The sequence below is a fragment of the Bradyrhizobium sp. BWA-3-5 genome, assembly GCF_032917985.1.
Taxonomy (GTDB): Bacteria; Pseudomonadota; Alphaproteobacteria; order Rhizobiales; family Xanthobacteraceae; genus Bradyrhizobium.
Genome location: NZ_CP136626.1, coordinates 1,278,662 through 1,303,855, shown reverse-complemented (window position 1 = coordinate 1,303,855; position 25,194 = coordinate 1,278,662). Strand labels below are relative to the sequence as shown.

The window sequence follows — 25,194 nt, the reverse complement described above, 5'->3', positions numbered from 1 at the left end:
TCGGGGGCGAAGACGCGCTTCGCGCTATTGCCCGGGCATGACGACTTTTGGTGCAGTCATGCTGCGGGTTTCCCGCGACCTCACGATTGACGAAAACGATATCGAGATCGGCTTCGTCCGCGCCTCCGGGCCGGGCGGGCAGAACGTCAACAAGCTCGCGACCGCGGCGCAGCTTCGCTTCGACACGCGCAAGGTCGCGTTGCCGGAGGATGCGGCCGCGCGGCTCGTGCGTCTCGCCGGCCAGCGCATGACCAAGGAAGGCGTAATCGTGATCCACGCCCAGCGCTTCCGCACCCAGGAACGCAACCGGGCCGATGCGATCGACCGCCTGCTCGAATTGCTCCGTGAGGCCTTGATCCGCCCGACGCCGCGGCGGCCAACCAAACCGACCTTCGGCTCGAAGCAGCGGCGGCTGGAAGGCAAGAAGCGCCGCAGCGACGTCAAGGCCAAGCGCAACATCCGCTTCGACGATTAAGCGCCGCCGGAGACAAATCAGAACATGAGGCGCATAGAGCCGTCCAGGCGGGCGTTGGGTTCGCGGGTCGGAGCCCAAGGCACAAAAAACTCCGGCCGCGCCGATGGCAGCCGGAGTTCGCTTGCAGACAACCCGGCGGAGGAGACGGGCTTCTCCCGACGTCTATCGGCTGCTCGCAGGAGGCGTAGCCGCGCCGCCCGTGGTCTTGGGCGCGGCATGCGGCGCGCCGCTGCCGGCTCCGACGGTGCCCTTCATTCCGGTCTTCGCGCCGGCACGTTGCCCGGCAGCGCCGCCGGGCGTATCTTCGTCCATGCTGCCCGACGCTCCACCTTGCATTTGGGTCGTGCCCTTGGCACCGCCGCGGATCTGCGTGTCGGATGAGGCGCCTTGCGCCAATACCGGACCAGCAAGCAGGGCCGACATTGCAACCGCGATCGCCGAGGTCTTCACTAGCTTCATCCATTACTCCCAGGTTTGGTTGGCGAAGAACCGTTCGGTGATCCAGGCGCCGTTCGTGCCCCGAACATGTTCCGTCGCCGGATCGGTCGTGTGATGAACGGCGCGCACGCATGCAAGCCGCGCGATGTGGTGATCGTGCAGGGATTTCGAGGTCATTTTGCGAATCCTTGGCCACACGCGAACCGCATATTCGGCGCCTCTGCAGCACCCGAAAAGTTCCGTAAAAATATGTTGACCCACATGCATTTGACGAGCTGGCCGCGTAAAGTCGTGATCAGCCGTCGAATCGAAACCTTTGATTACATGCCCGTCCGCCAGCTTCCCGAACAGGTCGTCAACCGCATCGCCGCCGGCGAGGTGGTGGAACGGCCCGCAAGCGTGGTGAAGGAGCTCGTCGAAAACGCCATCGACGCCGGCGCGAGCCGAATCGACATCTTCACCGATGGCGGCGGCCGGCGGCGGATCGGCATCACCGACGATGGCAGCGGCATGACCCACGCCGACCTCGCGCTCGCGGTCGACCGCCATGCCACCTCCAAGCTCGATGACGAGGATCTGCTGCGCATTCGTACGCTCGGTTTTCGCGGCGAGGCGCTGCCCTCGATCGGCGCGGTGGCGAGGCTCGGCATCACCACGCGCCATGCCAGCGAGCCGCATGCCTGGTCGCTGTCGGTCGAAGGCGGGGTGAAATCAGAGATCATGCCGGCGGCGCTATCCCAGGGTACCCGGGTCGAGGTCAACGATCTCTTTTTCGCAACGCCAGCGCGGCTGAAATTCCTCAAGACCGATCGCACCGAGGCGGAAGCGATCCGCGAGGTGGTGCGGCGGCTCGCGATGGCGCGGCCCGACATCGCCTTCACGCTCGCCGGCGAGGAGCGCGCGCCGGTCACATGGGCGGCGGCGCTGCCCGGCGCGCCCGGCCGGCTGACCCGGCTCGGCGATATCCTAGGAAGCGATTTTCGCGCCTGCGCCATCGACGTGCATGCCGAACGCGAGGGCGTCGTGGTCGAGGGCTTTGCCGCCGCGCCGTCGCTGACCCGCGCCAATGCGCTGGGACAATATCTCTTCGTCAACGGCCGGCCCGTGCGCGACAAGCTGATCCTCGGCGCGGTGCGCGCCGCCTATTCGGATTATCTGCCGCGCGACCGTCATCCCGTGGTGGCGCTGTTCGTGACGCTGCCACCCGAGGGCGTCGACGCCAATGTGCATCCGGCCAAGACCGAGGTGCGCTTCCGCAATGCCGGCCTGGTGCGTGCGCTGATCGTGCATGCGCTGAAGGAGGGCCTTGCTCGCGAAGGACGGCGCACCGCCGCCAATACCGATGGCGCGGCGCTATCGGCTTTTCGTCCCTCCTTCGCGCCGCGCCCGACCAACTGGGACTGGCGCAGCTCGCCGGCCTATCCGGTCAGGCCTGTGTCTTCGTTCGAAGGCGCGGCGGTAACGGCGTTCGCCGAAGCCGGGCAAGCCGCCTTCGATGTCGGCGCGCCGACCGCCGATGTGCGCTTCGAGGCGCAGCCCGCGCCTGATATGCTCGACCGGCCGCTCGGCGCGGCGCGCACGCAGATCCACGAGACCTATATCGTGTCGCAGACCCGCGACGGGCTCATCGTGGTGGACCAGCACGCCGCGCATGAGCGCATCGTCTATGAGAGGCTGAAGGCGTCGCTGGCGAAGAACGGCGTGCAGCGGCAAATCCTGCTGATCCCGGAAATTGTCGAGCTCGACGAAGCCACCGTCGAAAAGCTGCTCGATCGTTCCGAAGAGCTGGCTTCCTTCGGCCTCGCCATTGATTCCTTCGGCCCAGGCGCCGTGGCGGTGCGCGAGACGCCATCGCTGCTCGGCAAGGCGAATGCCGCCGGCCTATTGCGCGACCTCGCCGAGCACATGGCCGAATGGGACGAGGCGCTGCCGCTGGAGCGCCGCCTGATGCACGTCGCCGCCACCATGGCCTGCCACGGCTCGGTCCGCGCCGGCCGCCGCCTCAAGCCGGAAGAGATGAACGCGCTGCTCCGCGAGATGGAAGACACGCCGAATTCCGGCCAGTGCAACCACGGCCGCCCGACCTATGTCGAACTCAAGCTCGCGGATATCGAGAAGCTGTTCGGGAGGCGGTAGTTGCTTCCGCGGACTCAACTGTCGTCACCCGCGCAGGCGGGTGACCCAGTATTCCGGAGACGTTCGAGTTTGAACCGATAGGCCGCGGCGTACTGGATCGCCCGGTCGAGCCGGGCGACGACAGTGGTGGTTGGGGAAGCAGCGGGAGTCATCGACCTCGCAAAAACACGAACTCTGTATCGTCGTACGCCCGCCGCTCCAGCTCCTCGAATCCATCGGGAGCCGCGAACGCCGCCGCCTTCGCCTCCTCGACCACGACCAGTGCCCCCGGCGTCAGCCAGCCGCCGTCGCGCAGCGAGTCGAGCGCCTTCTCGGCAAGTCCTTTGCCGTAGGGTGGATCGAGAAACACCAGCGAGAACGGTTCGACCGGATGCGCCGGGCCGAGATTGGTGGCGTCGCGGCGATAGACTTTTGTGACGCCGCCGAGGCCGAGCGCCTCGACATTATTCCGCAACAAGGCGCGCGCTTCCGCGCCATTGTCGACGAACAGCGTGAAGCTGGCTCCGCGCGAGACCGCCTCGATGCCGAGCGCGCCAGTGCCGGCGAACAGGTCGAGCGCGCGCGCCCCCTCGATCGGGTTGTCATAGGCGTGGATCAGGATGTTGAACACGGACTCGCGCAGCCGGTCCGCCGTCGGGCGGATCGCCTGCGTCGAGGGCGAGGCCAGATTGCGGCCCTTCAGTCTTCCGCCGACGACGCGCATCGCCAGCCTACTCGTCCCGCGGCTTCAGATCGCGCTTGCCGTGATAACCGCGCTTCGGGCGGCGCGGCGGGCCGTAGCCGTTGGCCTCGTCCTCGTTGCGCGCGCGGGCCTCCTCGCTGCCGGTACGTTGCACCAGCACCCGGCGGCCCTTGCGGTCGGCGATCAGCGCGCTCTTGCCGGCCGGCTTGAACGGTTTTTTGCTGCGCGGCGCGTCGTCGTCACCCTCGGATTTGTCGTCCTGCGCCGGACGGTTGAAATCGGCGCCGGCAAGCGCGGCGATCTTCTCGCCGAGCTGCTCGCGCAGCACCCGCGTCTTGACCTCCTCCACCTGGCCCTCGGCCAGCTCGCCGAGCTGGAACGGCCCATAGGAGACGCGGATCAGGCGGTTCACCTCGAGGCCGAGATGCGCCATCACGTTGCGCACCTCGCGGTTCTTGCCCTCGCGGATCGCGAACACCACCCAAACATTGGCGCCTTGGTCGCGCTCGAGCTGAGCATCGATCGGACCGTATTTGACGCCGTCGACCTCGACGCCCTTCTTCAACTCGTCGAGTTGCGCCTGGGTGACCTCGCCATGGGCGCGGACGCGGTAACGCCGCAGCCAGCCGGTATCCGGCAGTTCGAGCGCGCGGGCGAGCCCGCCGTCATTGGTCAGGAGCAGCAGCCCCTCGGTGTTGAAATCGAGCCGACCGATCGAGATCAGCCTCGGCAGGCCTTCGGGGAGGTTGTCGAACACGGTCGGCCGCCCCTCGGGATCGTCATGCGTCGTCATCAGCCCGCGCGGCTTGTGATACATGAACAGCCGCGTCCGCTCGCGCGGCGGCAGCACCTTGCCGTCCACCGCAATCACGTCATTGGCGGTGACGTCGAGCGCCGGCGAGTTGATGACGCGGCCGTTGACCGTGACGCGGCCCGCCGTGATCAGCTCCTCGGCGTCACGGCGCGAGGCAAGGCCTGCACGGGCCACCACCTTGGCGATGCGCTCACCGGCCTTTTTGGGCTTTGACTCGGGGCGCGGGGCGCGCTTGTCAAAATCCGGCGTACGCTCGCGATAGGCGCCGCGGCCGCCAAAGGCGGGACGCTTCGCAAAAATCCGACTGTCGTCCTCATTGTCACGGCGCGGACGATTGTTGAAGCGCCCTTCGCTGCGCGGATGCTCCTGCCACTCAGTGCGGCCTGCCGGCCGGCCGCGATCTCCATCACGGTCACGGCGCTCGCGGGGACGATCGAATTTCGGACGATCCTCGCGTGAGCGCGAAAATCGCGGACGATCGTCGCCGCCGCGATCGTCGCGCGAGCGGTCGAAGCGCGGCCGATCGAAGCTGCCTCTATCGCGCCCGCCCCGATCATCGCGCTTCTGCCACGGCTTTTCCTCACCCCGCTCGGGGCGGTCGCCAAAATCCTTGCGCGGCCCGCGAGAGAACCGCTTTTCGCCATCGCGCGGCGGGCGATCGCCATAGGGCCGATCGCCGCGCGGCGCGTAGGGGCGTTTGTCGCCGAACTTCTTTTCGGAGAACCGCCCGGCCGGGCGCGCGTCGTCGCGATTGCGACGCGGCGGCCGATCGTCACGATCGCGATCGAAGTTCGGCCGGTCGCCGCGCGGCTTGAACGAACGCTTCTCGCCATCACGATCCTCACGCGGGCGGAAATCCTTGCGCGGACCGCGGTCCGGACCATCATCCCGGTTGAAGCGCTGCGGCCGATCGCCAAAGTCCCGGCGCGGTGGACGGTCATCGCCGTCGCGCCTGCCGGCGTAGGGCTTCTTGCCAAACGACTTCGCGCCCTCGGATTTTCCGGCATAGGGCCGCCGCTCGCCGTCATCCCGGGCGCCAAAGCCGCGCTTGGCGAATTTCTTTTCTGGCCCCCTCGCCGCCCCCGAGCGGCCCTTCCCTCCGCCGGCGCGGCCCTTGCCGCCGCCGGGACGGTCACGCCGGCCGCGGGAGTCGTTGTTTTTGTCGTTATCGCGGGGCATGAATATTCTCTTGGGTCCGAATAAAATGGCCATCAGGCGGATCGGGATGGGCTGTCAAAGCGACAACGCGCGCGCACGTCGCGCAGGGCGCATTCTCACGCAAAACCGGCATCCACGTTTGCTGAAGGCGGCCCTCATAGCAGGTTTATTCCGATGATACGAGGCATGACTGCCCCTTCTTTCATGGATTTGGCGCTGAAAACGGCCGAAAACGCCAGAAAAGCCGGCGAAGTTCCGATCGGCTGCGTCATCGTCAGGGATTACGAGGTGATCGCCACCGCCGGCAACCGGACCCTGACCGACCGCGACCCGACCGCGCATGCCGAAATTCTGGCGATCCGGCAGGCGGCCGAGGCCATCGGGACCGAGCGGCTGGTCGATTGCGACCTCTATGTCACCCTGGAGCCCTGCACCATGTGCGCCGGCGCGATCTCGTTCGCCCGGATCCGGCGGCTCTATTACGGCGCCGCCGACCCCAAGGGCGGCGCGGTGGATTCCGGCGTGCGGTTCTTCGCGCAGCCGACCTGCCACCATGTGCCGGAGGTCTATTCGGCGGTCGGCGAGGTCAAGGCGGCGACGCTATTGCGGGAATTTTTCAGGGAGCGGCGGTAGGCACGATGCCGCCTTTCACCACCACTGTCATCATCCGCGAAGGCGGATGATCCAGTATTCCAGAGACCCTGGTGATTGACCGAGAAGCCGCGGCGCACTGGATCCCCGCCTGCGCGGGATGACGACTGAGTATGCGGCGAATTTGGTCTCACGCCGCCAGAAAAAACTCCCTCAGCAGCTTAGCCGTCACCTCCGGGTTCTCCTCCGGCAAAAAGTGCCCGGAATCCACCGGCGCGCCTGAAACGTACGTCGCCCATTTCTTCCAGGTATCGAGCGGCGTGGTCGCCGCAGATGCGACGCCGGCATCGCCCCACAGCGCCAGCATTGGGGTCGTGATCTTCTTGCCGGCTGCGAAATCGGCCTTGTCGATCTCGTAATCGGCGTAAGCGCCGGCGCGGTAGTCCTCGCACATCGCGTGAATGCGGGCGGGATCGCGGAACGGCGCGAGATAGTGCTCGAGCGCGCGCGGGTCGATGGCATCCAGCGTCTTCGACTTGGTCTGGCTCGCCATCTTGTAGCGCAGGAAAAATTCACCGTTGCCCGCGATCAGCGTTTCCGGCAGCGGATTCGGCTGCGCCAGGAATGACCAGTGATAGATCTTCAGCGCGGAGAGCCGGTTCAGCTTCTCCCAGTAATCATAGGTCGGCGCGATATCGAGCACGGCGAGCTTTGACAGCCGCCCGGGATGATCGAGCGCCAGCCGATAGGACACGCGCCCGCCGCGGTCGTGGCCGGCGAGTGCGAAATGCACATGGCCGAGCTGCTCCATTGCTTCCACCATCGCTTTCGCCATCGCACGCTTGGTGTAGGGCGTGTGGTTGTCGTCGGTGCGGGGCATGTCCGACCAGCCGTAGCCCGGCAGATCGGCGATGACCAGCGTGAAACTGTCGGCGAGTTTCGGCGCGACCGGGTGCCACATCACATGCGTCGAGGAAAACCCGTGCAGCAAGAGCAACGGCGGTCCCTTGCCACCGACGCGCGCGAAGATGCGTCCTGACGACGTATTGATCCATTCCGACGCATATCCGGGAAACAGATCGGCAAGATCGGCCATGTTCACACTCTCCCGTCATCATCCGCCACCGGGCCGGCCAAATGGCCGCCCGATGACAGGCTCCAGCGGATAATCCAGTAAACACCAGTGCCGCGGTGAACAACAGGCGCTGCGGCGGCCCTGGCATCGCGAGCGGGAATAGCGGCGCGTGCGTGCGCCTAACCCCTCTCCGCCTCCACCGCCTGCCACGCGATGTCACGCCGGCAAAAACCATCCGCCCATTTGATGCGATCGACGGCCTGGTACGCACGCTCCCTCGCCTCCGTCACCGTCTTGCCCATCGCGCACACATTCAGCACGCGGCCGCCATTGGCGACGATGCCGCCATCCTTTGCCGCCGTGCCGGCATGGAAGATTTCGACACCCTCGATCCTGGCGGCATCATCGAGGCCTTCGATGGGCGTGCCCTTCTTGTAGTCGCCGGGATAGCCCTTCGCCGCCATCACCACTGTCAGCGCCGGATCGGGGAACCAACGCAGATCAAAATGCTTCAATTGCCCGTCGCACGACGCCAGAAGCGCCGGCACGATGTCGGACATCATCCGCAGCATGTGCACCTGGCACTCGGGATCGCCGAAGCGGACGTTGTATTCGAACAGTTTTGGTCCCTGCTCGGTCAGCATCACGCCGGCATAGAGCACGCCTTTGAACGGCGTGCCGCGCTGCTTCATGCCGGCGATCGTCGGCAGGATGATCCGCGACATGATCTGATCATGAATTTCAGCCGTCACGAACGGCGTCGGCGAATAGGCGCCCATGCCGCCGGTGTTCGGCCCCTCGTCATGATCGAACACGCGCTTATGGTCCTGCGCCGAGGCGAGCGGGATAGCGGTTTCGCCGTCGCACAGCGCGAAGAAACTGATCTCGCGGCCGAGGAGGCATTCCTCGATCACGACCTCGGCGCCGGCGCCGCCGAACTTGCCGTCGAACATCATGGCAACAGCAGCTTCGGCTTCAGCCAGCGTCTTCGCCACCACGACGCCCTTGCCCGCCGCTAGCCCGTCGGCCTTGACCACGATCGGCGCCCCCTGGGCGCGTACGTAAGCCAGCGCGTCGCCGGCATTATCAAAGCGCCGGTAGGTCCCCGTCGGAATATTGAACTCGCTACAGAGATCCTTGGTAAATCCCTTCGAGCCCTCGAGTTGAGCGGCCAATTTGCTCGGCCCGAACGCCTTGATCCCGGCCGCGGCGAGATCGTCGACAATGCCCGCGACCAGCGGCGTTTCCGGGCCGACCACGACGAGATCAACGGCGTTGTGCTTGCAGAACTCAATCACCGCGGGATGATTGGCGGCATCGAGCGCCACGCATTCGGCCTCGCGGGCCATGCCGGCATTGCCGGGAGCGCACCACAATTTGGTGAGCAGCGGGGAAGCGGCGATCTTCCATGCGAGAGCGTGTTCGCGGCCGCCGGAACCGAGCAGGAGAATGTTCATGACTGGAGCCAGATGCGGGGATGAGATGCCGGTTTCGGTCGCACAAAACGCCCCCTCGCCGCAAGGGGATATCAACAGCCGCCATTCCGGGGGCGCGAAGCGCCGAGCCCGGAATCTCGCGGTTGTTTTGCGTTAGCGTAAATAAGCTCGAGATTCCGGGTTCGATGTTCCGCATCGCCCCGGAATGACAGCGACTATTTCGCACCGGAAGCGGCGATGATCTCTTGCAGCGTCGCGACGTGGCGCGCGAAAGCGGCCCGACCGGCGGCGGTCGCAGTTACCGTGGTCTGCGGCTTCTTGCCGACAAAGGCCTTTTCCACGGTAACATAGCCCGCCTTCGACAGGGTCTCGATATGGGCACCGAGATTGCCGTCGGTGGCGCCGGTCAGCTTCTTCAGCCGCACGAATTCGAGCCCGACCGGGCCCGGCAAGGCGTTCAGCGCTGCCATGATCTTCAGCCGCAAGGGCTGATGAATGATGTCGTCGAGTTCTGCCATCTCTTCAGATCCGACGCATCCAGAGGCCGCCGGCAATCAACCCCCCGCCATGCGCCACCGCCATCCACAATAAATAGGCGGCACCGGCATAGTAGTAGCCGAGCAGCGCCAGGGCACTCGTGCAGATCGCAATCACGACGAAGGCGTAGCCGAACCACAGGCCTGCAATCGCATAGAACAACATTCCGTAGAGCGCCCAGAACACGGTCATCTGGCGCGGGCCGAAATGACCGAGCACGACCGAGCAGAAGACGCCAAATGCGACGATCAGCAGGAACGTAGTCAATCCTCGGATCGGGAAGCGAGGGGTGCCAGAGCGGCGATTGATGAAGACGCCCATCGTGGTGGTGATCACGACGCCGAGGAGATTGAAGACTGTCCAGATCATATAGCCCTGACGCGGCCAGGTGTAGACGGCGATGTAGGCCGCAAACAGCACCACGCCCCAAACGATGATAATGAGACTGGCGATCTGATAGATTCGCGATTGGCGGACCCGCTTCACCACATCGTTGATATCGTCCAGCGCTGCGCTGGCCTGCTGGCTGTCGATCATGATCGCGCTCCGCTTTGTCCGGCCAGCTCAGTGGAAACCGTTGGCACTTCCGGTAGCGGACGATACTTCGCGATCAGGATATACGCGATCGTCATCGTCACGACCGACACGGCCAGCGCCATCAATCCGATCTGCTCCCGCGTCGTCAGCGGCAACAGCCGCGCCACGATGTTGATTGCCAACGCAGACATCGGTGACACATAGGACCAGGCGATGAAGTAGTAGTGGGTCGTTCGCCAATTTGGCGGCCGCGGCGTCCGCAACAGCGGAACGATCGCCAGTACAATTAAGGTGAAGTTCACGATCGCGGCGACATGGAACGGGTTGAAGTGGCCGGTGAATCGGTAGACCAGCAACGTTGTGCCGTCGGATACCAGCATGGCGTAAACGTAGAAATAGCCGCGCGCCCGATGGCCCGCACCGCGCTTGGGACGCAGGAACTGGATGAAACCGGCAGCGATGCACAGCAGCGCCAATACCGCGTGGATTGCGCCCGGAAGCGTTAAATGCGCGATCATGATCCACTCCCCGTCGCGCCGCGCGTGGCGACATCATCGGCAATCACCGAGATTGCCTTCGGTGCCGACACAATGGCCATGTGGTTGATGCCGTCGATCACCTTGACGTCGACCGAGGGCGCCACCGCATGCACGGTTTCGGCATATTTGCCCGCGAGCATCAATTCGTCATCGGCGCCGGCGAAGATCGTGACCGGCCGCGTCGCAGCGATAAGGTCGGTGCGATAGCCGCGCGTCGTGAAATTGCGCATCAGGCGGAACGAATAGGTCGTCGCCACGAATCGCTCGGAATTCGGCGGTACGGCGAAGGCCAGCACCGGCAGGGCCTCGCAGCAATCGACTCCAAGCCGTCGCAGCGCCGCGAGTGCGATAAGACGCGGAATGTCGGCATTGACCCAGCCGCCGGCCTTCGGACGATTGACCGGCGCGTCATAGCCGAGATAGGGCGCGATCAGCACGGTGCGCGCGAACAGATTCTGCATCGGCGCGCCAGCCGCGCGCAGCGCGAAGGCGCCCCCGGAGGAATGGCCGAGCAGGGTCACCGGCTCTGATGGAGCGGTCTTGCGGACTAGCGCCACAAGGTCGGCGAGATCGTCGTCGAGTTGACCGAAATAGCCGATATCGCCGCGCGTGCCGGAGCCGCCGTGGCCGCGGATATCGGGCACCCAAGTGGCCACCCCGCGCGCGGCGAGCCCATCAGCCAGCGCATGTACCGCGACGCTCGAACCGGACGAGCCGTGGACGAGAATCGCGATTCGGCCGCTGCTCGGTCCACGCGCCGGATAGTGGCGATAGGCGAGCTCGGTTCCGTCGCGAGCGGAGAAACGCTGCAGGCCCGGCATGGAGCTGCGGTCGATCCTCCGCACCGTCTCCGAGATCGACTGCAGCTCCGGCGGTCGCTGGAGCGGCCACGCCAGCATCGCCAGCACGACCAGCGCCAACGAGCCTACCGCGCACAGCGCCCACCTCAGGACGATCAGGCCGCCCCGCACCAGCCGATCCAACACGAACTAAACCCTCATCTCTCATTTCAGATAGAGAACTCTATATTACAGAGTTCTCGGCAAGGCAAGCCGGCTGGCGCGGGCGGCTGAAATCCTTAATTTGCGAACAAAGCTCAAACACCCGAATCGATTTGTGATGCCCGCCGAACCGCTTGCCAACGCGCCCGAATTCACCGTCTCCGAGCTCTCCTCCGCCCTCAAGCGGACGGTGGAGGACCGCTTTGGCCATGTCCGCGTCCGCGGCGAGATCTCCGGCTTCCGGGGGCCGCACTCCTCGGGTCACTGCTATTTCGCGCTCAAGGACGAGAGCGCCAAGATCGAGGCCGTGATCTGGAAATTCGTTCACGCCCGGATGCGCTTCAAGCCGCAGGAGGGGCTTGAGGTCATCGCCACCGGCAAGCTCACGACCTATCCGAACTCTTCGAAGTACCAGATCGTCATCGACCAGCTCGAACCCGCCGGCATCGGCGCGCTGATGGCGCTGATGGAGGAGCGCAAGAAGAAGCTTGCCGCCGAAGGCCTGTTCGACGAAGCACGCAAGCAGCTGCTGCCGTGGCTGCCGGAAGTGATCGGCGTCGTCACCTCGCCGACCGGCGCCGTGATCCGCGACATCCTGCACCGCCTGCAGGACCGATTTCCCCGCCGCGTGCTGGTGTGGCCGGTGAAGGTGCAGGGCGAAGGTTCGGCCGACCAGGTCGCCGCCGCCATCCGCGGCTTCAATGCGCTGCCCGAAAGCGGCCGCATCCCGCGCCCCGATCTGTTGATCGTCGCGCGCGGCGGGGGCTCGCTGGAGGATCTGTGGTCGTTCAACGAGGAGATCGTGGTTCGCGCTGCCGCCGACAGCATGATCCCGCTGATATCAGCCGTCGGCCACGAGACCGATATCACGCTGATCGATTTCGCCGCCGACAAACGCGCGCCGACGCCGACGGCAGCGGCCGAAATGGCGGTTCCGGTGCGCAGCGAATTGTTCGCCGAGGTCGAGAGCCTCGCACGACGCACGATGCTGTGCTGGCAACGCGGCCAGGAGAGCCGCCGCAACGAACTGCGCGCCGCGGCCCGCGCGCTGCCGAGCCTGAGCGAACTGCTGGCGATCCCGCGGCAACGGCTGGATCATCTCGGCGCCGCCCTGCCCCGCGGCTTGAAAGCCAATACCCACGCCCATCACCGCCGGTTCTCGCAATTGAGCGCCGGGCTGACGCTCAAGGTGCTGCACGGGCAGGTCGCGCAGGCCAATCATCGCCTCACCGTGTCGGGCGAACGCATCCGCCTCTCCGCCCGTGCGCTGCTGCGCCACCGGCGCGAGCGCTTCATGGGGCTCGAGGTCAGGCTCAAGGCTTCAAAGCTTTCCAACGCGCAGGCGCAGCGCAACGCCATTGCGCGCGAGCGCGAACGCGTGCTGCGGCTGGCCGAACGCGCCCGCCGCGCGCTGGTGACCACCCTGCAGCGAAGCGACGCCCGCGTCGCCCATAGCGGTCAGTTGTTGTCGGCGCTGTCCTATCGCGGCGTGCTCGCCCGTGGCTTTGCGCTGGTGCGCGACGAGCATGGCCACGCCGTTCATGCGGCGAGCGCGGTCGGACCGAGCGCGCGTCTGTCGATCGAATTCGCAGACGGCAATGTCGGCGCTACCGCCGATGCGGACCGCCCGGCCGCAACCGCGAGCCCTGCCAAACCGGCCTCGCGCGACGCCAAGCCGGCCGCAGCGCCGAAGCGCGCCGCCAAGCCGGTCGATCAGGGAAGCCTGTTCTAGGACGCGGACTTCACTCTTCGTTACGCGAGCGGCGGGTTTGGCCCGGTACCGGTCATCAACTGCGTACGCTCGGTGCAGAGAGAAGCATCGTCAGTCGATAGTCGGGCCAGCCCGCGAGTGACAGCGACACCTGCTGATAGTGCAGCAGTCCCATGGTCGGATGATTGAACGCGCGTTCGCCGCCTTCGCGTGCCAAAACCCCCTGTGTCTCCCAGCAGCGCTCGAAGTGAGGGCTTCCAATTCTCAATTCGTCGACGAGCCGGCGAATATCCGGATCGTCGGAGTAGCCTGTCGCCGCAGCGCGGAACTCCGCGACGACGCGGTGCGCACGGGAGGTCCAGTCAAGGATCAGCGTTCGAGCCTCGGGCCTGAGGAAGATGTAGCGCAGCAGGTTTTTTTCGCCGTCGGCATCGAGCCATCCTGCGAACAGTCGGGACGCTTTCGCGTTCCAACGACGCGCGCCCCATGTGCGATCGAGTATGTAAGCGGGACCATCGATCGCATCGACGCAGGCCAACACGCCCTCAGGTGGATCATCCCTGTTGCCCGGCCGCTCGGGATCGCGCTTGCGCGCAACTTCAAACAGATAGCTGCGCTCGGCGCGCGACAGGCGCAATCCGTGTGCGAGGCGCGCAAGGGCCGAAGCAGAGACAGACACATCGCGGCCCTGCTCGATCCACGTGTACCAGGTGACGCTCAATCCGCAGAGCTGGGCGACCTCCTCACGGCGGAGGCCGGGCGTGCGCCGTCGTGGTCCGGCAGCGAGGCCGAATTCTGCCGGAGACTGGCGCTCCCGGAGCGCGCGCAGGAACGCGCTGAGCGAGAGGGCCGGAGCGAGCGGGTCTTGTCCCATCATGGTGATCTTTATACCAGTATAAAGTGTATTCTTAAACCGGTACCTACGCTCGGCTAGTTCTATCTCGACTTCGTCGCTGCAAAAAGGATGGATGGGGATGGGCAAGCAATTCGCGAGGATCGAACCGGAGCACCGGGCTTTCATCGAGCGGCAGCAGATATTCTTCGTCGCCAGCGCCCCGCCGAAGGGACGCATCAACGTCTCTCCCAAGGGCCTGTCGTCATTCCGGGTGCTCGGAGAGACTGACGTCGCCTACCTCGATTGCACTGGCAGCGGCAGCGAGACCCGTGCGCATCTGATCGCCTCTGACGACAAGCGGTTGACCATCATGTTTTGCGCCTTCGATGGCGCTCCGATGATCCTGCGGCTCTATGGCCAGGGCCGATCGCTCATGCGCGGCACGCCGGAGTACGCCGATCTCATTCCAAGGTTCGAGGAAGTTGCCGGGGCGCGCCAGATCGTACGGCTCTCGATTGACCTCGTGCAGACGTCATGCGGCATGGGCGTGCCGCTGTTCGCCTACAAGCAGGAGCGTGGCAGCCTCGTGCGCTACTGGACGGCGCAGGGCGTCGACAATCTGCGAAAATACTGGCGTCTGAAGAACATGAAGAGCATCGATGGCCTGCCGACCGACTTTGCTCCTGACAGCATGGCTCCGCCACGCTGACAGGCCAAGCTAGCGCGCCAGCCACTCGGTGACGCGTTCCTGCGCATCCTTGCGCGCATCCGCATCGGTGCCGATGTGACCGCGTTCAGGCAGGCTGGCGTCTGCGCCGGCGATCGCCCGCAGCGGAAGGTTGGCGCGATCAAAGTCGTGGGCTGCGCCGGGATAGACGATGATCCGCGCCAGCGCGCTGCGGCCTCGCGCGCCATCCACCACCTGGCGGCAGGCCGACGGCGAGCTGACGTCGTCCTTGGCGCCGATCAACAACAGCGTCGGCACGCGCGTGCTCCAGCCGAGGCCGGACGAGATGCGGCAATCGGGGTAGAATGCGATAGCCGAGCGGAAGTCCGGTTCGGTGCTGCGCGATAGCGATTGCGGCCGCACCGCCCAGAGCAGCGCGCTGGCGCCGTTGGCCCATCCGATCAGGCTGATGCGGTCCCGCGCGACCCAGGGCTGCTGCAGCAGCCATTGCCGCGACGCATTGACATCGGCCACCCGCTCGCGGCGGGCTAGCACGCGGCGCTCCTTCGTGTTGACGCGGCATTGCGGCCCGAGTTCACGCGAACCATAGCTGTCCGGCAGTAGCACCGCGTGGCCGGATTTCAACAGCTGTTCCGCCCAGTCACGATAACGCAGCAGCACCGGCTCTGATTGCCCACCCAATCCACCGCAGCCGTGAAGGGCAATGACGGTGGGAAACGGACCCAGACCTTCGGGCTTGTAGAGCTGCGCATGCAAGGTCAGGCTGACCTCTGGAATATCGACCTGCAGGGGCGCCGACAACGGCGCAGCACCCGCCGCGCAGGGCACCGCGAGGAGCGTCAGGGATAGCGCTACCGACAAGAAACGCATGTTTGGGCCAGATTGTTGTGGCACCGCGGGCACAGTGAATTTAAGGCTATCATGCGACCTGGCACAAAATCATCACAAGTCGGTGGTTTCGGGGCGGACAGTACGACCTATTTATGATAGATCGAATTTTTGAAAATACACCTTAAGGCCAAGTTCGCGCAGGACGGCCGATCGGAGAATTTGACGGTGCTCAACAAGTTCGGTCCCTCGGGCCATGGCGAAGCGCAGGTGCAGTATCTCGATGGCGATTTCCGCGTGATCTCGCCGGGAACCTATGTGCGCTGCGCCATCACCGACGTGCGGATTCCGCTCGACGAATTGAAGTATTGGAGCGTCGATTTGCAGGAGGCCTATTCGGTCCCGAGCGCGGTGCTGCAGCGGCATTTTCCCGGCGCGCTGAAGTCGTAGGATTAGCTCCATTCCGTAAGCCCGGATGAGCGAAGCGACGTCCGGGAATGAAGGTGACAGCGGCCTCGGGTGTCGCTCCCGCTCAACCGGGCTACGATCATTTCCTCTCGCGCGCCTTGAATAAGCGGTCGGCGACGAACTTGCGCAGCAGCGCCGGCTCATCGAACTCCAGCGTCACCGCAAATGGCACGATTTGCTGCGCCCCGTCACGCAGCCGCGCCAGATCCTTTTCCGTCGCGACTAGAGTCAGCCCGTCGCGTTTGGCTTCGGTAACCAGGCCTTCGATCTCGGCCTGCGAATACGGATGATGATCGGCGAACGCCTGCTCCTTGGCGACTTCGATCCCGCTGATACGCAGCGTGTTAAAGAAACGCACGGGGTCGCCGATGCCGGCGAAGGCCAGCACGCGCTGGCCGCGCAGTGCAGCGACCTGCGCTTCATCGGGCTTCAGACGTGCGCGCAACACGGGCTTGCCGTGAGCTGCAATCTCGGCCGCCACCGCCGCCGCAGCGGTGCCGTCGCCGACGACGATCAGCGCATCGGTGCGCGCCAGTTGCGGCCGCAGCGGCGCGCGCAACGGGCCCGCCGGTAATACCAGCCCATTGCCAATCCCGCGCTCGCTGTCGATCACGATCAGGGACGCATCCTTGACGATCGCAGGACTTTGGAAGCCGTCGTCCATCAGGATCGCGGTCGCGCCCTGCGATCGCGCCAGCGGCACGCCTTCGGCGCGCTTGCGCGAGACGACCACCGGCAAATGGGCCGCCAGCATCAAGGGTTCGTCGCCGACATCGGAAGCCCTGTGCCTGCCGGGATCGACCCTGACCGGCCCGCGCAATGCGCCGCCATAGCCGCGGCTGAGCACGACCGGCGTCTCGCCAAGCTCGCGCAGCAGTTTTGCCAGCGCCAGCACGGTCGGCGTCTTGCCGGCGCCGCCGACGTGATAATTGCCGACGCAGATAACGGGAATGCCGGCGTTCAATCCCCTGCGCTGCAAGCGCCTGGCGGCGATGGCGCCATAGAGCGCGCCGAGCGGTTTCAATAGATGCGAGTTGAGCGAAGCGGGGCCGTGCCAGAAGCCCGGCTCACGCATTGGCGGCTCCCATCTCGATCCGCAATTGCAACAGATAGGGCTCGAGCGCGGAGAGCGTCCGCTCCAGCGCGCCGCCGAGTTGTCCGACCACGCGTTCGGAGGCGGTGAACACGGCCTCGCGCGCCCTGGGATCGGCGAGCATCTGACCGAACTGTTTTACCAGCGCTTCCTGCGTCGCGGCCCGCCGCGCGCCGCCGGCCGAATCGAGCGCCTCATAGACGTCTGTGAAGTTGAAGACGTGCGGCCCGTGAACGACTGACGCGCCGAGCTTGATTGCCTCGATCGGGTTTTGCCCGCCATGTTCGACCAGCGAACCGCCCATGAACACGATCGGCGCAAGGCGGTAGAACAGCCCGAGTTCGCCCATGGTGTCCGCGACGTAGATGTCGGTCGTGGCGGTCGGCAATTCCTCGCGCGAGCGCAGGCTGGGATTGAGACCGGCGGCGGCGATCATGTGGGCGATGGCCTCGCCGCGGTCGGGATGCCGCGGCACGATCACGGTCAGAAGCCCCGGAAAGAATCCGGAGAGCGTCCGGTGGGTCTCGGTCAGGATCTCTTCTTCGCCGGGATGCGTCGAGGCCGCGACCACGACCGGGCGGCCGCGCGTCATCGACATCAGCATATCGAGCTTGTTGCCGTCGGCCGGCGGCGCGGGAACGTCGAGCTTGAGGTTTCCCGTGACCACCACATTGGGGCAGCCGAGCGCCCTGAACCGCTCCGCGTCGGTCTTCGACTGGGCCAGGCAAACGTCGAATTTGTCGAGCAGCGCCGCGATGGTCCCCTGGACCCGCTGCCAGCGCGGGAACGAGCGCTGCGACATTCGTCCGTTGATCAGCACCATTGGCAGCCGCCGCGCGGCGCTCGACAGGATCAGGTTCGGCCACAGGTCCGATTCGATGAACAGCGCGAGCGAGGGCCGCCAGTGATCTAGGAAACGCGCGACGTAACGCGGCGAGTCGTAAGGCACATATTGGTGGATGACATCAGGCGGGAACCGCTTGGCGACGATCGCAGCCGACGTCACCGTGCCCGAGGTCAGAAGGATGCGCAGATTGAGCGCCCGCAGCCGTTCGATCAGCGCCGCCGCCGCCAGCACTTCGCCGACGCTGGCGCCGTGAATCCACACCAGGGGACCCGCAGGACGCACGTCGGCGCTGAGGCCGCGGCGCTCGCCGATCCTTGCGGGATCTTCCTTGCCGAGTTTCAGCCGCCGACTGATCACCGCAGGCGACAACGGCACCATCGCGGACGACAGTTTCCGGTAGACGCGCAACGTCATGGGCAGCGAATTAGCCAAGAGCGGCCTCCGGACGCCCGACCGCCGCATAGGCGCGGCGAGTCGCTTCGTTCAGTAATGCTTCTACCTTAAGCCGCAGCTTTTCCATAGTTTCGGCGTCGGCGTCGGGCGGTACGAATATATGTTCAATGCCGACCAGCGCACCGCGCCCAAATGGCAAATTGATGGTGGTAGAGTCCCAGTTCTTCAACCGGATGAATCTGGAGGTCACCATCGCAAACGGCATGATCGGTCGCCCCGACTCGCGCGCCAGCATGATGACGCCGAGACCTGTGACCCGCGCGCGCTTCGGCACGTCGGCCGTCGTTGCGACGTTCCAGCCGTCCTCAAGCGCCTGCAGCATCTCGCGAAAGGCGCCGACGCCGCCCTTGCGGTGAAACGCCCCGCCATGATCGCCGGAGCCGCGGATGGTTCCAATGCCGAGCCGCTCGGCGGCAATCGCATTGAATTCGCCGTCGCGGTGCCGCGAGATCAGCACCTTGGCGCGGTGGCTCTCCTTCGTCTTGATGAACGGCGTCATGAAATGCTGGCCGTGCCAGAACGCGAAGATCGCCGGCATTTCCGGCTCGACCTGCGCATAGACATCGGGTGGCTCATAGCTGAAGCGATTGGTCAGCCAGACCAGCCGCAGATACTCGGCCGCAAGCACACCCAGCGCGCGCTGAACGAAGGTGCTGCGCAGCAAATCGCGAAGGAGACGTTTCAACTGGATTACTTCGTGTCTTGGCCCGGGTCGAGCAACCGGTGGAGGTGAACCACGAAGTAGCGCATGTGGGCGTTGTCGACGGTCTGCTGCGCCTTCGCCTTCCAGGCCGCGAGCGCAGATGCGTAGTTGGGATAGACGCCGACGATGTCGACCTGGTCGAGGTCCTTGAACGTGACGTGCTCGAGATCGGTCAGCTCGCCGCCGATGACGAGATGCAGCAATTGCTGCGGGGCATTATCTGGCATGATGGTCTTTCCTAACGAAATGCCCGGCAAGCAAGAGCGATACGATCAATCGCGGGATGAACGGGATGATTTGTGACACGGATTTCGACCTAATCAGGGCAACCGATGATCCCGGAAATGCTCGACAATGCGCGCATGCCGATCCTGCCCCGCTGCCACCAACACCCCGTGCACTACCTCCCGGCGATTGTACTCAATCGCATCCCCCGAGAGCGCGGTCATTCTACCATTCGCTTCCTGCACGATCAAATTCGCTGCGGCAAGATCCCAGTCGCGGCTCTGGCCGCCTGCAAAAGCGGCATCGAGGCTGCCATCCGCGACCCGGCAGAGCCGGAGCGCCAGCGATCCGATTCGCGGATGCAGCGTGATGTCGCCTGGCGAGGTGCTCAGCCGCTGCACCAGCGGTTTCGGGCCGGCCATGCGGGAAAAATCGAGCTCCGTGCCCGCGGTGGCACGCACCGGCTTTTCGTTATGGGTGGTACCCTTGCCGCGTATTGCGAAGAAGAATTCGTCGCTGACCGGGGCAAACACCGCTGCCAGCACCGGCGTCGACCCCGCAACCAGCGCCACGCTCACGCACCAGTCCTCGCGGTGGCCCAGATAGGCCCGGGTGCCGTCGATCGGATCGACGATCCAGCATAGCTTCTTGCCGAGACGGGAATCGTCGTCGACGCTCTCCTCCGACAGCCAGCCATATTCCGGCGTCGCCCCCCGCAGCCGCCGCTCGACGAGGTCGTTGACCGCAATGTCGGCCTCGGAGACGGGCGACGAAGCGCCCTTGGTCCAGTTCTTTAGGTCGGTGCGAAACAGCGACAGCGCCAGCGCGCCGGCCTCGTGCACGGTATCGCGCAGCAGCGCCGCGTCGCGCGTCCAGATCTTTTCGGCGGTATCAGCGTCCGCCAAGCGTCAGGCCCTCGATGCGCAGCGTCGGCGCGTTGACGCCGTAGCGGAACTCCAGGTTGTTGGCTGGAACCAGCGATTTGAACATCGCCAGCAAATGCCCTGCGATCGTCACTTCGCTAACGGGATAGGTGATCTCGCCGTTCTCAATCCAGAACCCGGAAGCGCCGCGGCTGTAATCGCCGGTGACGCTATTGACGCCGGAGCCGATCAAGTCGGTGACGTAAAAGCCCTGCTTGATGTCGGAGATCAGTTCCTTCGGCGTCATCGCGCCGGGCTCCAGATGCAGATTATATGATCCCGGCGACGGCGAGGACGAGACGCCGCGATGGGCATGCCCGGTAGTGACAAGTCCGAGCTCGCGCGCGGTGGCGCAGTCAAGCAGCCACGTGGTCAACACGCCTTCATCGATCAGCGCAAGCTTCTTTACCTTGACGCCCTCGGCATCGAAGGTCTGCGAGCGCAGGCCGCGCACGCGAAGCGGATCGTCGATGATGCGGATGTCGTTGGCGAATAGCTGCTCGCCCATTCGGTCTTTCAGAAAGCTGGTCTTGCGCGCGATCGAGGCGCCGTTGATGGCACTGACGAGATGGCCGACCAGCGAACCGGCAACACGGGGATCGTACACCACCGGCACCTTGCAGGTTTCGACCTTGCGCGGATTGGCGCGCGCCACGGTGCGCTCCCCTGCCCGGCGGCCGACGCTTTCCGCCGAATCGAGGTCGGAGGCGTGCGGCGCGGAGGTGAAATCGTAATCGCGCTCCATGCCGGTGCCTTCGCCCGAGATCGCGGTCATCGAGATGCCGTGGCTGGAGCGCAGATAGGAACCGTGGAAGCCGGTCGAAGTCACCAGCACCATGCCGCCGATGCCGCTCGAGGCGGATGCGCCACCCGATTTTGTCACGCCCTTGACCGCAAGGCCCGCGGCTTCCGCCTCGCAGGCGCGGCGTTCCAGTTCGGCTGTATCAGGCACGGTGCGGTCGAGCACGTCGAGATCGGCGAACTCGCGCGCCAGTAGCGAGGGATCGGCGAGGCCGACATATTTATCGTCAGGCGCGACGCGGGCCATCGCGACCGCCCGCTCGGCGAGCTTGGCGATGCCGTCGCCGGAGATGTCGTTGGTCGAGACCACCGCCTGGCGCTGGCCGACCAGCACCCGCAGGCCGACATCGTCGCCTTCCGACCGCTCGGATTCCTCGACCCGGCCGTCGCGCACCTCGACTGCTTGCGAGACGCCGCGCACCGCAACCGCATCGGCCGCATCAGCGCCGGCACGCCTCGCGGCCTCGACCAGGCGCTGCGCCAGCGTCGACAGCGCCGATTGATCGAACAGGTCGGAAGTGTCGGGGGCCTTTGACGGCGATGACGTCGTGGATGGTGAAGAGTTCACAAACAAAATCCCTGACATTGAGGGGAGCGGGAACGCAAATCGACGAGGCCTTCAGATGTGCCTGATTCACAGGGATTTCAAGCATTTTGCGATGCCAAATGCCAAACAATTTCGGCATTTGCGCAAGGTCTCGTCAATCATGCGCGCCAAGGTCTTGTCAATCATGCGGGCAGATGGAGGGCGGGTGACGTCTCCTTAACCAGGCTTTTTAAGGCGAAACGGAAATCACTCGGCTAAGGTCTCGCGTATCGACCGGGAACATAATCCCGGCGGGGAGATGAAAGCCGTGAGGCGTCAAACAGCAACAAGCGGGATCAATCCCGCCGGGTCGAGCCGCGCAATGCGGCTCGACCCTCTTTCTCTGCCGCTCAGCTTCCATGCGCACGACACCCGCGCAGACGGTGGCGTGCGGAAAATCGAGCTTCATCGCGAACGCGTCGTGCTGCACCGGGCCGTGCTCGGCATGCGGATGGCGATCAACGTCCGCGTCAGCGACTTTCTCGGCGTTGCCTTGCGCGGCCTCGATGACGAGGCGCAGATGCTGGTGATGGCGCACCGCGACCCCGCGCTGAATATTCCGCTTTGTGTCAGCTCCGACCACGAGGAAATCGCCACTGCCTGGCAGATGTGGAGCGACATCCTCGCACTGCCGCTGCTGACGGAAGATGACGATCGCGAACCGGCTGCCCGCCGCCGCCGCCACAACGCGATCCGCGGCCGCCGCCCGAAATTTTTGATGCGCCGCCGGCTCGGCAATCTCGTCAACATCGAGACCGTTCACCGCGACGAACGCGAGATCATTGCGCGGGATTGAATTCTCCGCCGAATTTAGTCGCCATTGACGTAACACTCGACTGTCATCCCCGCGAAGGCGGGGATCCAGTACGCCGCAGCTTATCGTTTCGATCACTGGCGTCTCTGGAATACTGGATCCCCACCTGCGCGGGGATGACGACTGAATGTGAGGCGGCTGCGCGTCGGTGATGATGGCCGACGCCGCTCACCTCAGCGTGCTGGCTGATGGATGGTGGGCACATCGCATCGCTCCTCTTTGCGTACCTCAAGAGCTATGCGCGTATCACCGCATCAACCAATAGTCCGGCAAACAGCAATAGCCCGGCGTCGCGGTTCGACCGGAACAGGCGCAGGCACAGCGCGGGATTGCTGATATCCAATCGCCCGATCTGCCAGGCGAGATGCGCAGCGAACGCCACCAGCCCGATCCAGGCCGGCCAGCGCGCGCCGCCGAGCGCCAGGGCGGCGCCGATCAGCACCACCGCGAGCGGATAAAATATCGAAAGCGCAAGATGGGTGCGCTCGCCGAACAGGCGGGCGGTCGACTTGACGCCGATCAGCGCATCATCTTCGGCGTCCTGATGGGCGTAGATCGTGTCATAGCCGATCACCCAGGCTATCGAGCCGGCATAGAGCACCAGCGCGGTCAGGTCGATGCGCCCGAGCGTGACGGCAAATCCCATCAACGCGCCCCAGGAGAAGGCGAGGCCCAGCACGACCTGCGGCCACCAGGTGATGCGCTTCATGAACGGATAGATCGCGACGATGACGAGCGAGGCGATGCCGGTCAGTATCGCGAAGCGGTTGAACTGCAACAGCACGGCGAGGCCGATCAGCGCCTGCAGCACCAGGAAGGCGAAGGCCTGCGCCACGCTGACCTGCCCGGCCGGCAGCGGCCGCGATCGCGTGCGCTCGACCTTGGCGTCGAGGTCGCGGTCGGTGATGTCGTTCCAGGTGCAGCCGGCACCGCGCATGACGAAAGCGCCGATGAAGAACAGCACGATGACGAGCGGCAATGACGAGACGTCACGCGCGATGCCGGCGGCCAGCGCCGCTGACCACCAGCACGGCATCAACAACAGCCACGATCCGATCGGACGGTCGAAACGGGAAAGCCGCAGGTAAGGCCGCGACCAGGCCGGCGCGTGCGTGTCGACCCAGTTGCCTGTGGCGTCGGCAACGCGGGCGGTCACGTCGCTCATCGGAGCGGGGTCATCGCTGGAGAACGTTGCCGTTCAGCGTATCGAAGGTGCTGCCGCCCTTCTTGACCGTCTGCGCCTCCGGCATCGCCGCCGACGAGCCGAGCACTTCGCTGAGGCTGGGTCCGGCCGGGCCGCGCGCAGCGGCCTGCTGCGCCACGTTGCACACCTGGGTCTGCATCTTCTCGGTGTTCTTGTGGCCGTTCCGGAGCTGGTCGGCGATCTGCGGCGGAATTCCGCATTTGGCCGAGTTGGTCTCAACATATTTGATCATCTTCATTTCGGCGGCGCCGAAATTCTTGATCAGCTTGCAGGCCTCATCCGGCGGCGCCTTGCGGTCGCTCGCGGCCTTGATCAGCTTGCCGCGTTTTTCGGCTTCCTCGCGCAGCGGGACGAAGCCCTTCATGCAGGCGTCCGCTGCACCACTGGCCTGCGGCGGCGGCGCGCTGAATCCCTGGGAAACCGGGGCAGCGCCTTGCGAGGGGAACGGCGACGGCGCGCCGACCGTGGCGGATGGCGCGGCGCCATTCACCGGCGGAAACGGCGAGGCGCTCTGCTGGTTGGGCAACGGCGCCGGAAACGCACCTTGCGCAAACACATGGCCCGCGGAAACGATCATGGCGGCAGCGGTCAGCGGCGCAATCAGGCGGCGGATCATCAAGGGTTTTCTCCGGCGAGGTCCAGGCAAGCCCAACGTCTTCAAAAAACGAAGCAGATTTGCGGAGGGCTTTTTACGATTCCTGCCGCGCCTTAACAACCCATTGATTGGGGCGGGAGCGCGGCGCATGACCCCGGAAAGTTAAAAATAGCGCCCGGATTTGAGCGCCTTAGGCTAAAAGCGCCCAGGAAACGGAACTAAAGCCATGCCCGAGTTCGATTTTAGCGCCCCTCGCCTGTTCGTCGACGCCGCATTGCGCGAAGGCGAGAAGATCGCGCTGCAACGAAACCAGAGCAATTATCTCGGCAACGTGCTGCGGCTCGCTGCCGGCGACAACATCCTGGTGTTCAACGGCCGTGACGGCGAATGGCGGGCGGCGATCGAGGGCCGCAAGCGGGCAGATGGCCTGAGCATCATCGCGCAGACCCGGCCGCAGGACCGCCTGCCCGACGTCGCCTATGTCTTCGCACCGCTCAAACACGCCCGCCTCGACTACATGGTGCAGAAGGCGGTGGAGATGGGCGCCTCACGCCTGCAGCCGGTGCTGACGCGACACACCCAGGTCTCGCGGGTCAACAGCGAGCGGATGCGCGCCAATGTCATCGAGGCCGTCGAGCAGTGCGGCATTCTGAGCCTTGCCGAGGTCAATGAACCGATTGCGCTCGACCGCTTTCTCGACAAGCGCCAGACCACCCGGCTGCTGGTGTTCTGCGATGAGGCGAGCGATGTCGGAGCTCCCGTGCCGGCGCTGCAGGCGGCGCAGGCCGCCGCGGGGATCGACATATTGATCGGCCCGGAAGGCGGGTTTGCCGAGGAAGAACGGGCGCTATTGCTACGGCAGCCGAACACGCTGCGGCTGTCCCTCGGGCCCCGCATCCTGCGCGCCGACACCGCCGGCGTCGCCGCGCTGGCGCTCGTGCAGGCGGCGTTGGGGGATTGGCGGAGCTAGTGGGCGGAGCGACCGCCCGGGCGTCCGGGCC

The 25,194-nt window shown here is 65.2% G+C and carries 28 protein-coding genes; 8 read left to right on the top strand and 20 right to left on the bottom strand.

The window, feature by feature from the left end; genetic code table 11:
* Positions 1-58 precede the first annotated feature (58 nt).
* Positions 59-475: an alternative ribosome rescue aminoacyl-tRNA hydrolase ArfB gene (gene arfB, locus RX331_RS06235; protein ID WP_317255746.1), complete on the top strand. Its 417-nt coding sequence runs from the start codon at positions 59-61 to the stop codon at positions 473-475.
* Between the two features lie 162 nt (positions 476-637).
* On the opposite strand, the gene RX331_RS06230 is transcribed toward arfB, so the two are convergent.
* Both RX331_RS06230 and RX331_RS06225 read right to left on the bottom strand, forming a co-directional pair.
* Positions 638-934 (bottom strand): hypothetical protein, encoded by a 297-nt coding sequence (locus RX331_RS06230; protein ID WP_283032300.1) that lies wholly within the window; start codon positions 932-934, stop codon positions 638-640.
* Positions 935-937: 3 nt separating this feature from the next.
* Positions 938-1,090, bottom strand: coding sequence for a hypothetical protein (locus RX331_RS06225; protein WP_317255745.1), 153 nt, complete (start codon positions 1,088-1,090; stop codon positions 938-940).
* 147 nt (positions 1,091-1,237) lie between these two features.
* Between RX331_RS06225 and mutL the strand changes: the two genes are divergently transcribed.
* Positions 1,238-3,049, top strand: coding sequence for a DNA mismatch repair endonuclease MutL (gene mutL, locus RX331_RS06220; protein ID WP_317258035.1), 1,812 nt, complete (start codon positions 1,238-1,240; stop codon positions 3,047-3,049).
* 148 nt (positions 3,050-3,197) lie between these two features.
* On the opposite strand, the gene rsmD is transcribed toward mutL, so the two are convergent.
* Both rsmD and RX331_RS06210 read right to left on the bottom strand, forming a co-directional pair.
* Positions 3,198-3,752, bottom strand: a complete 555-nt coding sequence (rsmD, locus tag RX331_RS06215) for a 16S rRNA (guanine(966)-N(2))-methyltransferase RsmD (RefSeq protein ID WP_317255744.1) — start codon at positions 3,750-3,752, stop codon at positions 3,198-3,200.
* 7 nt (positions 3,753-3,759) lie between these two features.
* Positions 3,760-5,724, bottom strand: a complete 1,965-nt coding sequence (locus RX331_RS06210) for a pseudouridine synthase (RefSeq protein WP_317255743.1) — start codon at positions 5,722-5,724, stop codon at positions 3,760-3,762.
* Positions 5,725-5,889: 165 nt separating this feature from the next.
* On the opposite strand from RX331_RS06210, the gene RX331_RS06205 reads away from it, so the two are divergent.
* Entirely contained in the window at positions 5,890-6,336 is a 447-nt protein-coding gene (locus tag RX331_RS06205) for a nucleoside deaminase (RefSeq protein ID WP_317255742.1), read from the top strand.
* A 148-nt stretch (positions 6,337-6,484) separates the two neighbouring features.
* Here RX331_RS06205 and RX331_RS06200 read toward each other — a convergent pair whose 3' ends face one another.
* The 6 genes from RX331_RS06200 to RX331_RS06175 all read right to left on the bottom strand — a co-directional run bounded on the left by RX331_RS06200 (position 6,485) and on the right by RX331_RS06175 (position 11,404).
* Positions 6,485-7,390 (bottom strand): alpha/beta hydrolase, encoded by a 906-nt coding sequence (locus RX331_RS06200; protein WP_317255741.1) that lies wholly within the window; start codon positions 7,388-7,390, stop codon positions 6,485-6,487.
* Between the two features lie 158 nt (positions 7,391-7,548).
* Positions 7,549-8,826 (bottom strand): phosphoribosylamine--glycine ligase, encoded by a 1,278-nt coding sequence (gene purD, locus RX331_RS06195; protein WP_317255740.1) that lies wholly within the window; start codon positions 8,824-8,826, stop codon positions 7,549-7,551.
* A gap of 194 nt (positions 8,827-9,020) precedes the next feature.
* Complete coding sequence (locus tag RX331_RS06190; RefSeq protein ID WP_317255739.1) at positions 9,021-9,323, bottom strand: transcriptional regulator; 303 nt, start codon at positions 9,321-9,323, stop codon at positions 9,021-9,023.
* Between the two features lie 4 nt (positions 9,324-9,327).
* Entirely contained in the window at positions 9,328-9,879 is a 552-nt protein-coding gene (locus RX331_RS06185; RefSeq protein ID WP_317255738.1) for a hypothetical protein, read from the bottom strand.
* Positions 9,876-10,397, bottom strand: a complete 522-nt coding sequence (locus RX331_RS06180) for a DUF2306 domain-containing protein (RefSeq protein WP_317255737.1) — start codon at positions 10,395-10,397, stop codon at positions 9,876-9,878. Before RX331_RS06180 ends, RX331_RS06185 begins: the two co-directional genes overlap by 4 nt.
* Positions 10,394-11,404, bottom strand: coding sequence for an alpha/beta hydrolase (locus RX331_RS06175; RefSeq protein ID WP_317255736.1), 1,011 nt, complete (start codon positions 11,402-11,404; stop codon positions 10,394-10,396). The genes RX331_RS06180 and RX331_RS06175 overlap by 4 nt, the downstream gene beginning before the upstream one ends.
* 133 nt (positions 11,405-11,537) lie before the next feature.
* Here RX331_RS06175 and xseA point away from each other — a divergent pair, with 133 nt between their 5' ends.
* Positions 11,538-13,151 carry an exodeoxyribonuclease VII large subunit gene (gene xseA, locus RX331_RS06170; protein ID WP_317255735.1) on the top strand — a complete coding sequence of 538 codons (1,614 nt, stop codon included), beginning with the start codon at positions 11,538-11,540 and terminating at the stop codon, positions 13,149-13,151.
* A gap of 55 nt (positions 13,152-13,206) precedes the next feature.
* Here xseA and RX331_RS06165 read toward each other — a convergent pair whose 3' ends face one another.
* Complete coding sequence (locus RX331_RS06165; RefSeq protein WP_317255734.1) at positions 13,207-14,007, bottom strand: helix-turn-helix transcriptional regulator; 801 nt, start codon at positions 14,005-14,007, stop codon at positions 13,207-13,209.
* Positions 14,008-14,104: 97 nt separating this feature from the next.
* Between RX331_RS06165 and RX331_RS06160 the strand changes: the two genes are divergently transcribed.
* Positions 14,105-14,674, top strand: coding sequence for a pyridoxamine 5'-phosphate oxidase family protein (locus RX331_RS06160; RefSeq protein ID WP_317255733.1), 570 nt, complete (start codon positions 14,105-14,107; stop codon positions 14,672-14,674).
* Between the two features lie 9 nt (positions 14,675-14,683).
* On the opposite strand, the gene RX331_RS06155 is transcribed toward RX331_RS06160, so the two are convergent.
* The gene (locus tag RX331_RS06155; RefSeq protein ID WP_317255732.1) at positions 14,684-15,523 is read right to left on the bottom strand and encodes a dienelactone hydrolase family protein; all 840 of its coding nucleotides are present in this window, start codon (positions 15,521-15,523) and stop codon (positions 14,684-14,686) included.
* A gap of 186 nt (positions 15,524-15,709) precedes the next feature.
* On the opposite strand from RX331_RS06155, the gene RX331_RS06150 reads away from it, so the two are divergent.
* Positions 15,710-15,931: a DUF2093 domain-containing protein gene (locus tag RX331_RS06150; RefSeq protein WP_317258034.1), complete on the top strand. Its 222-nt coding sequence runs from the start codon at positions 15,710-15,712 to the stop codon at positions 15,929-15,931.
* 97 nt (positions 15,932-16,028) lie between these two features.
* Here RX331_RS06150 and lpxK read toward each other — a convergent pair whose 3' ends face one another.
* The 6 genes from lpxK to RX331_RS06120 form a co-directional block, all read right to left on the bottom strand.
* Positions 16,029-17,024, bottom strand: a complete 996-nt coding sequence (lpxK, locus tag RX331_RS06145; protein ID WP_317255731.1) for a tetraacyldisaccharide 4'-kinase — start codon at positions 17,022-17,024, stop codon at positions 16,029-16,031.
* Entirely contained in the window at positions 17,017-18,351 is a 1,335-nt protein-coding gene (locus RX331_RS06140) for a 3-deoxy-D-manno-octulosonic acid transferase (protein WP_317255730.1), read from the bottom strand. Before RX331_RS06140 ends, lpxK begins: the two co-directional genes overlap by 8 nt.
* Positions 18,314-19,027 carry a lysophospholipid acyltransferase family protein gene (locus tag RX331_RS06135; protein ID WP_317255729.1) on the bottom strand — a complete coding sequence of 238 codons (714 nt, stop codon included), beginning with the start codon at positions 19,025-19,027 and terminating at the stop codon, positions 18,314-18,316. Before RX331_RS06135 ends, RX331_RS06140 begins: the two co-directional genes overlap by 38 nt.
* Before the next feature lie 5 nt (positions 19,028-19,032).
* Positions 19,033-19,272, bottom strand: coding sequence for a DUF4170 domain-containing protein (locus RX331_RS06130; protein WP_317255728.1), 240 nt, complete (start codon positions 19,270-19,272; stop codon positions 19,033-19,035).
* Between the two features lie 93 nt (positions 19,273-19,365).
* Positions 19,366-20,175: a 3'(2'),5'-bisphosphate nucleotidase CysQ gene (locus tag RX331_RS06125; RefSeq protein ID WP_317255727.1), complete on the bottom strand. Its 810-nt coding sequence runs from the start codon at positions 20,173-20,175 to the stop codon at positions 19,366-19,368.
* Positions 20,162-21,562, bottom strand: coding sequence for a TldD/PmbA family protein (locus tag RX331_RS06120; protein WP_317255726.1), 1,401 nt, complete (start codon positions 21,560-21,562; stop codon positions 20,162-20,164). The genes RX331_RS06125 and RX331_RS06120 overlap by 14 nt, the downstream gene beginning before the upstream one ends.
* A gap of 286 nt (positions 21,563-21,848) precedes the next feature.
* Here RX331_RS06120 and RX331_RS06115 point away from each other — a divergent pair, with 286 nt between their 5' ends.
* Positions 21,849-22,376 carry a DUF6101 family protein gene (locus RX331_RS06115; protein ID WP_317255725.1) on the top strand — a complete coding sequence of 176 codons (528 nt, stop codon included), beginning with the start codon at positions 21,849-21,851 and terminating at the stop codon, positions 22,374-22,376.
* 253 nt (positions 22,377-22,629) lie between these two features.
* Here the strand turns inward: RX331_RS06115 and ubiA are convergent, their stop codons facing one another.
* Both ubiA and RX331_RS06105 read right to left on the bottom strand, forming a co-directional pair.
* Complete coding sequence (gene ubiA / locus RX331_RS06110) at positions 22,630-23,559, bottom strand: 4-hydroxybenzoate octaprenyltransferase (protein WP_317255724.1); 930 nt, start codon at positions 23,557-23,559, stop codon at positions 22,630-22,632.
* 10 nt (positions 23,560-23,569) lie between these two features.
* Positions 23,570-24,214, bottom strand: coding sequence for a hypothetical protein (locus tag RX331_RS06105; RefSeq protein WP_317255723.1), 645 nt, complete (start codon positions 24,212-24,214; stop codon positions 23,570-23,572).
* A gap of 205 nt (positions 24,215-24,419) precedes the next feature.
* On the opposite strand from RX331_RS06105, the gene RX331_RS06100 reads away from it, so the two are divergent.
* The gene (locus RX331_RS06100) at positions 24,420-25,163 is read left to right on the top strand and encodes a 16S rRNA (uracil(1498)-N(3))-methyltransferase (RefSeq protein WP_317255722.1); all 744 of its coding nucleotides are present in this window, start codon (positions 24,420-24,422) and stop codon (positions 25,161-25,163) included.
* Positions 25,164-25,194 lie beyond the last annotated feature (31 nt).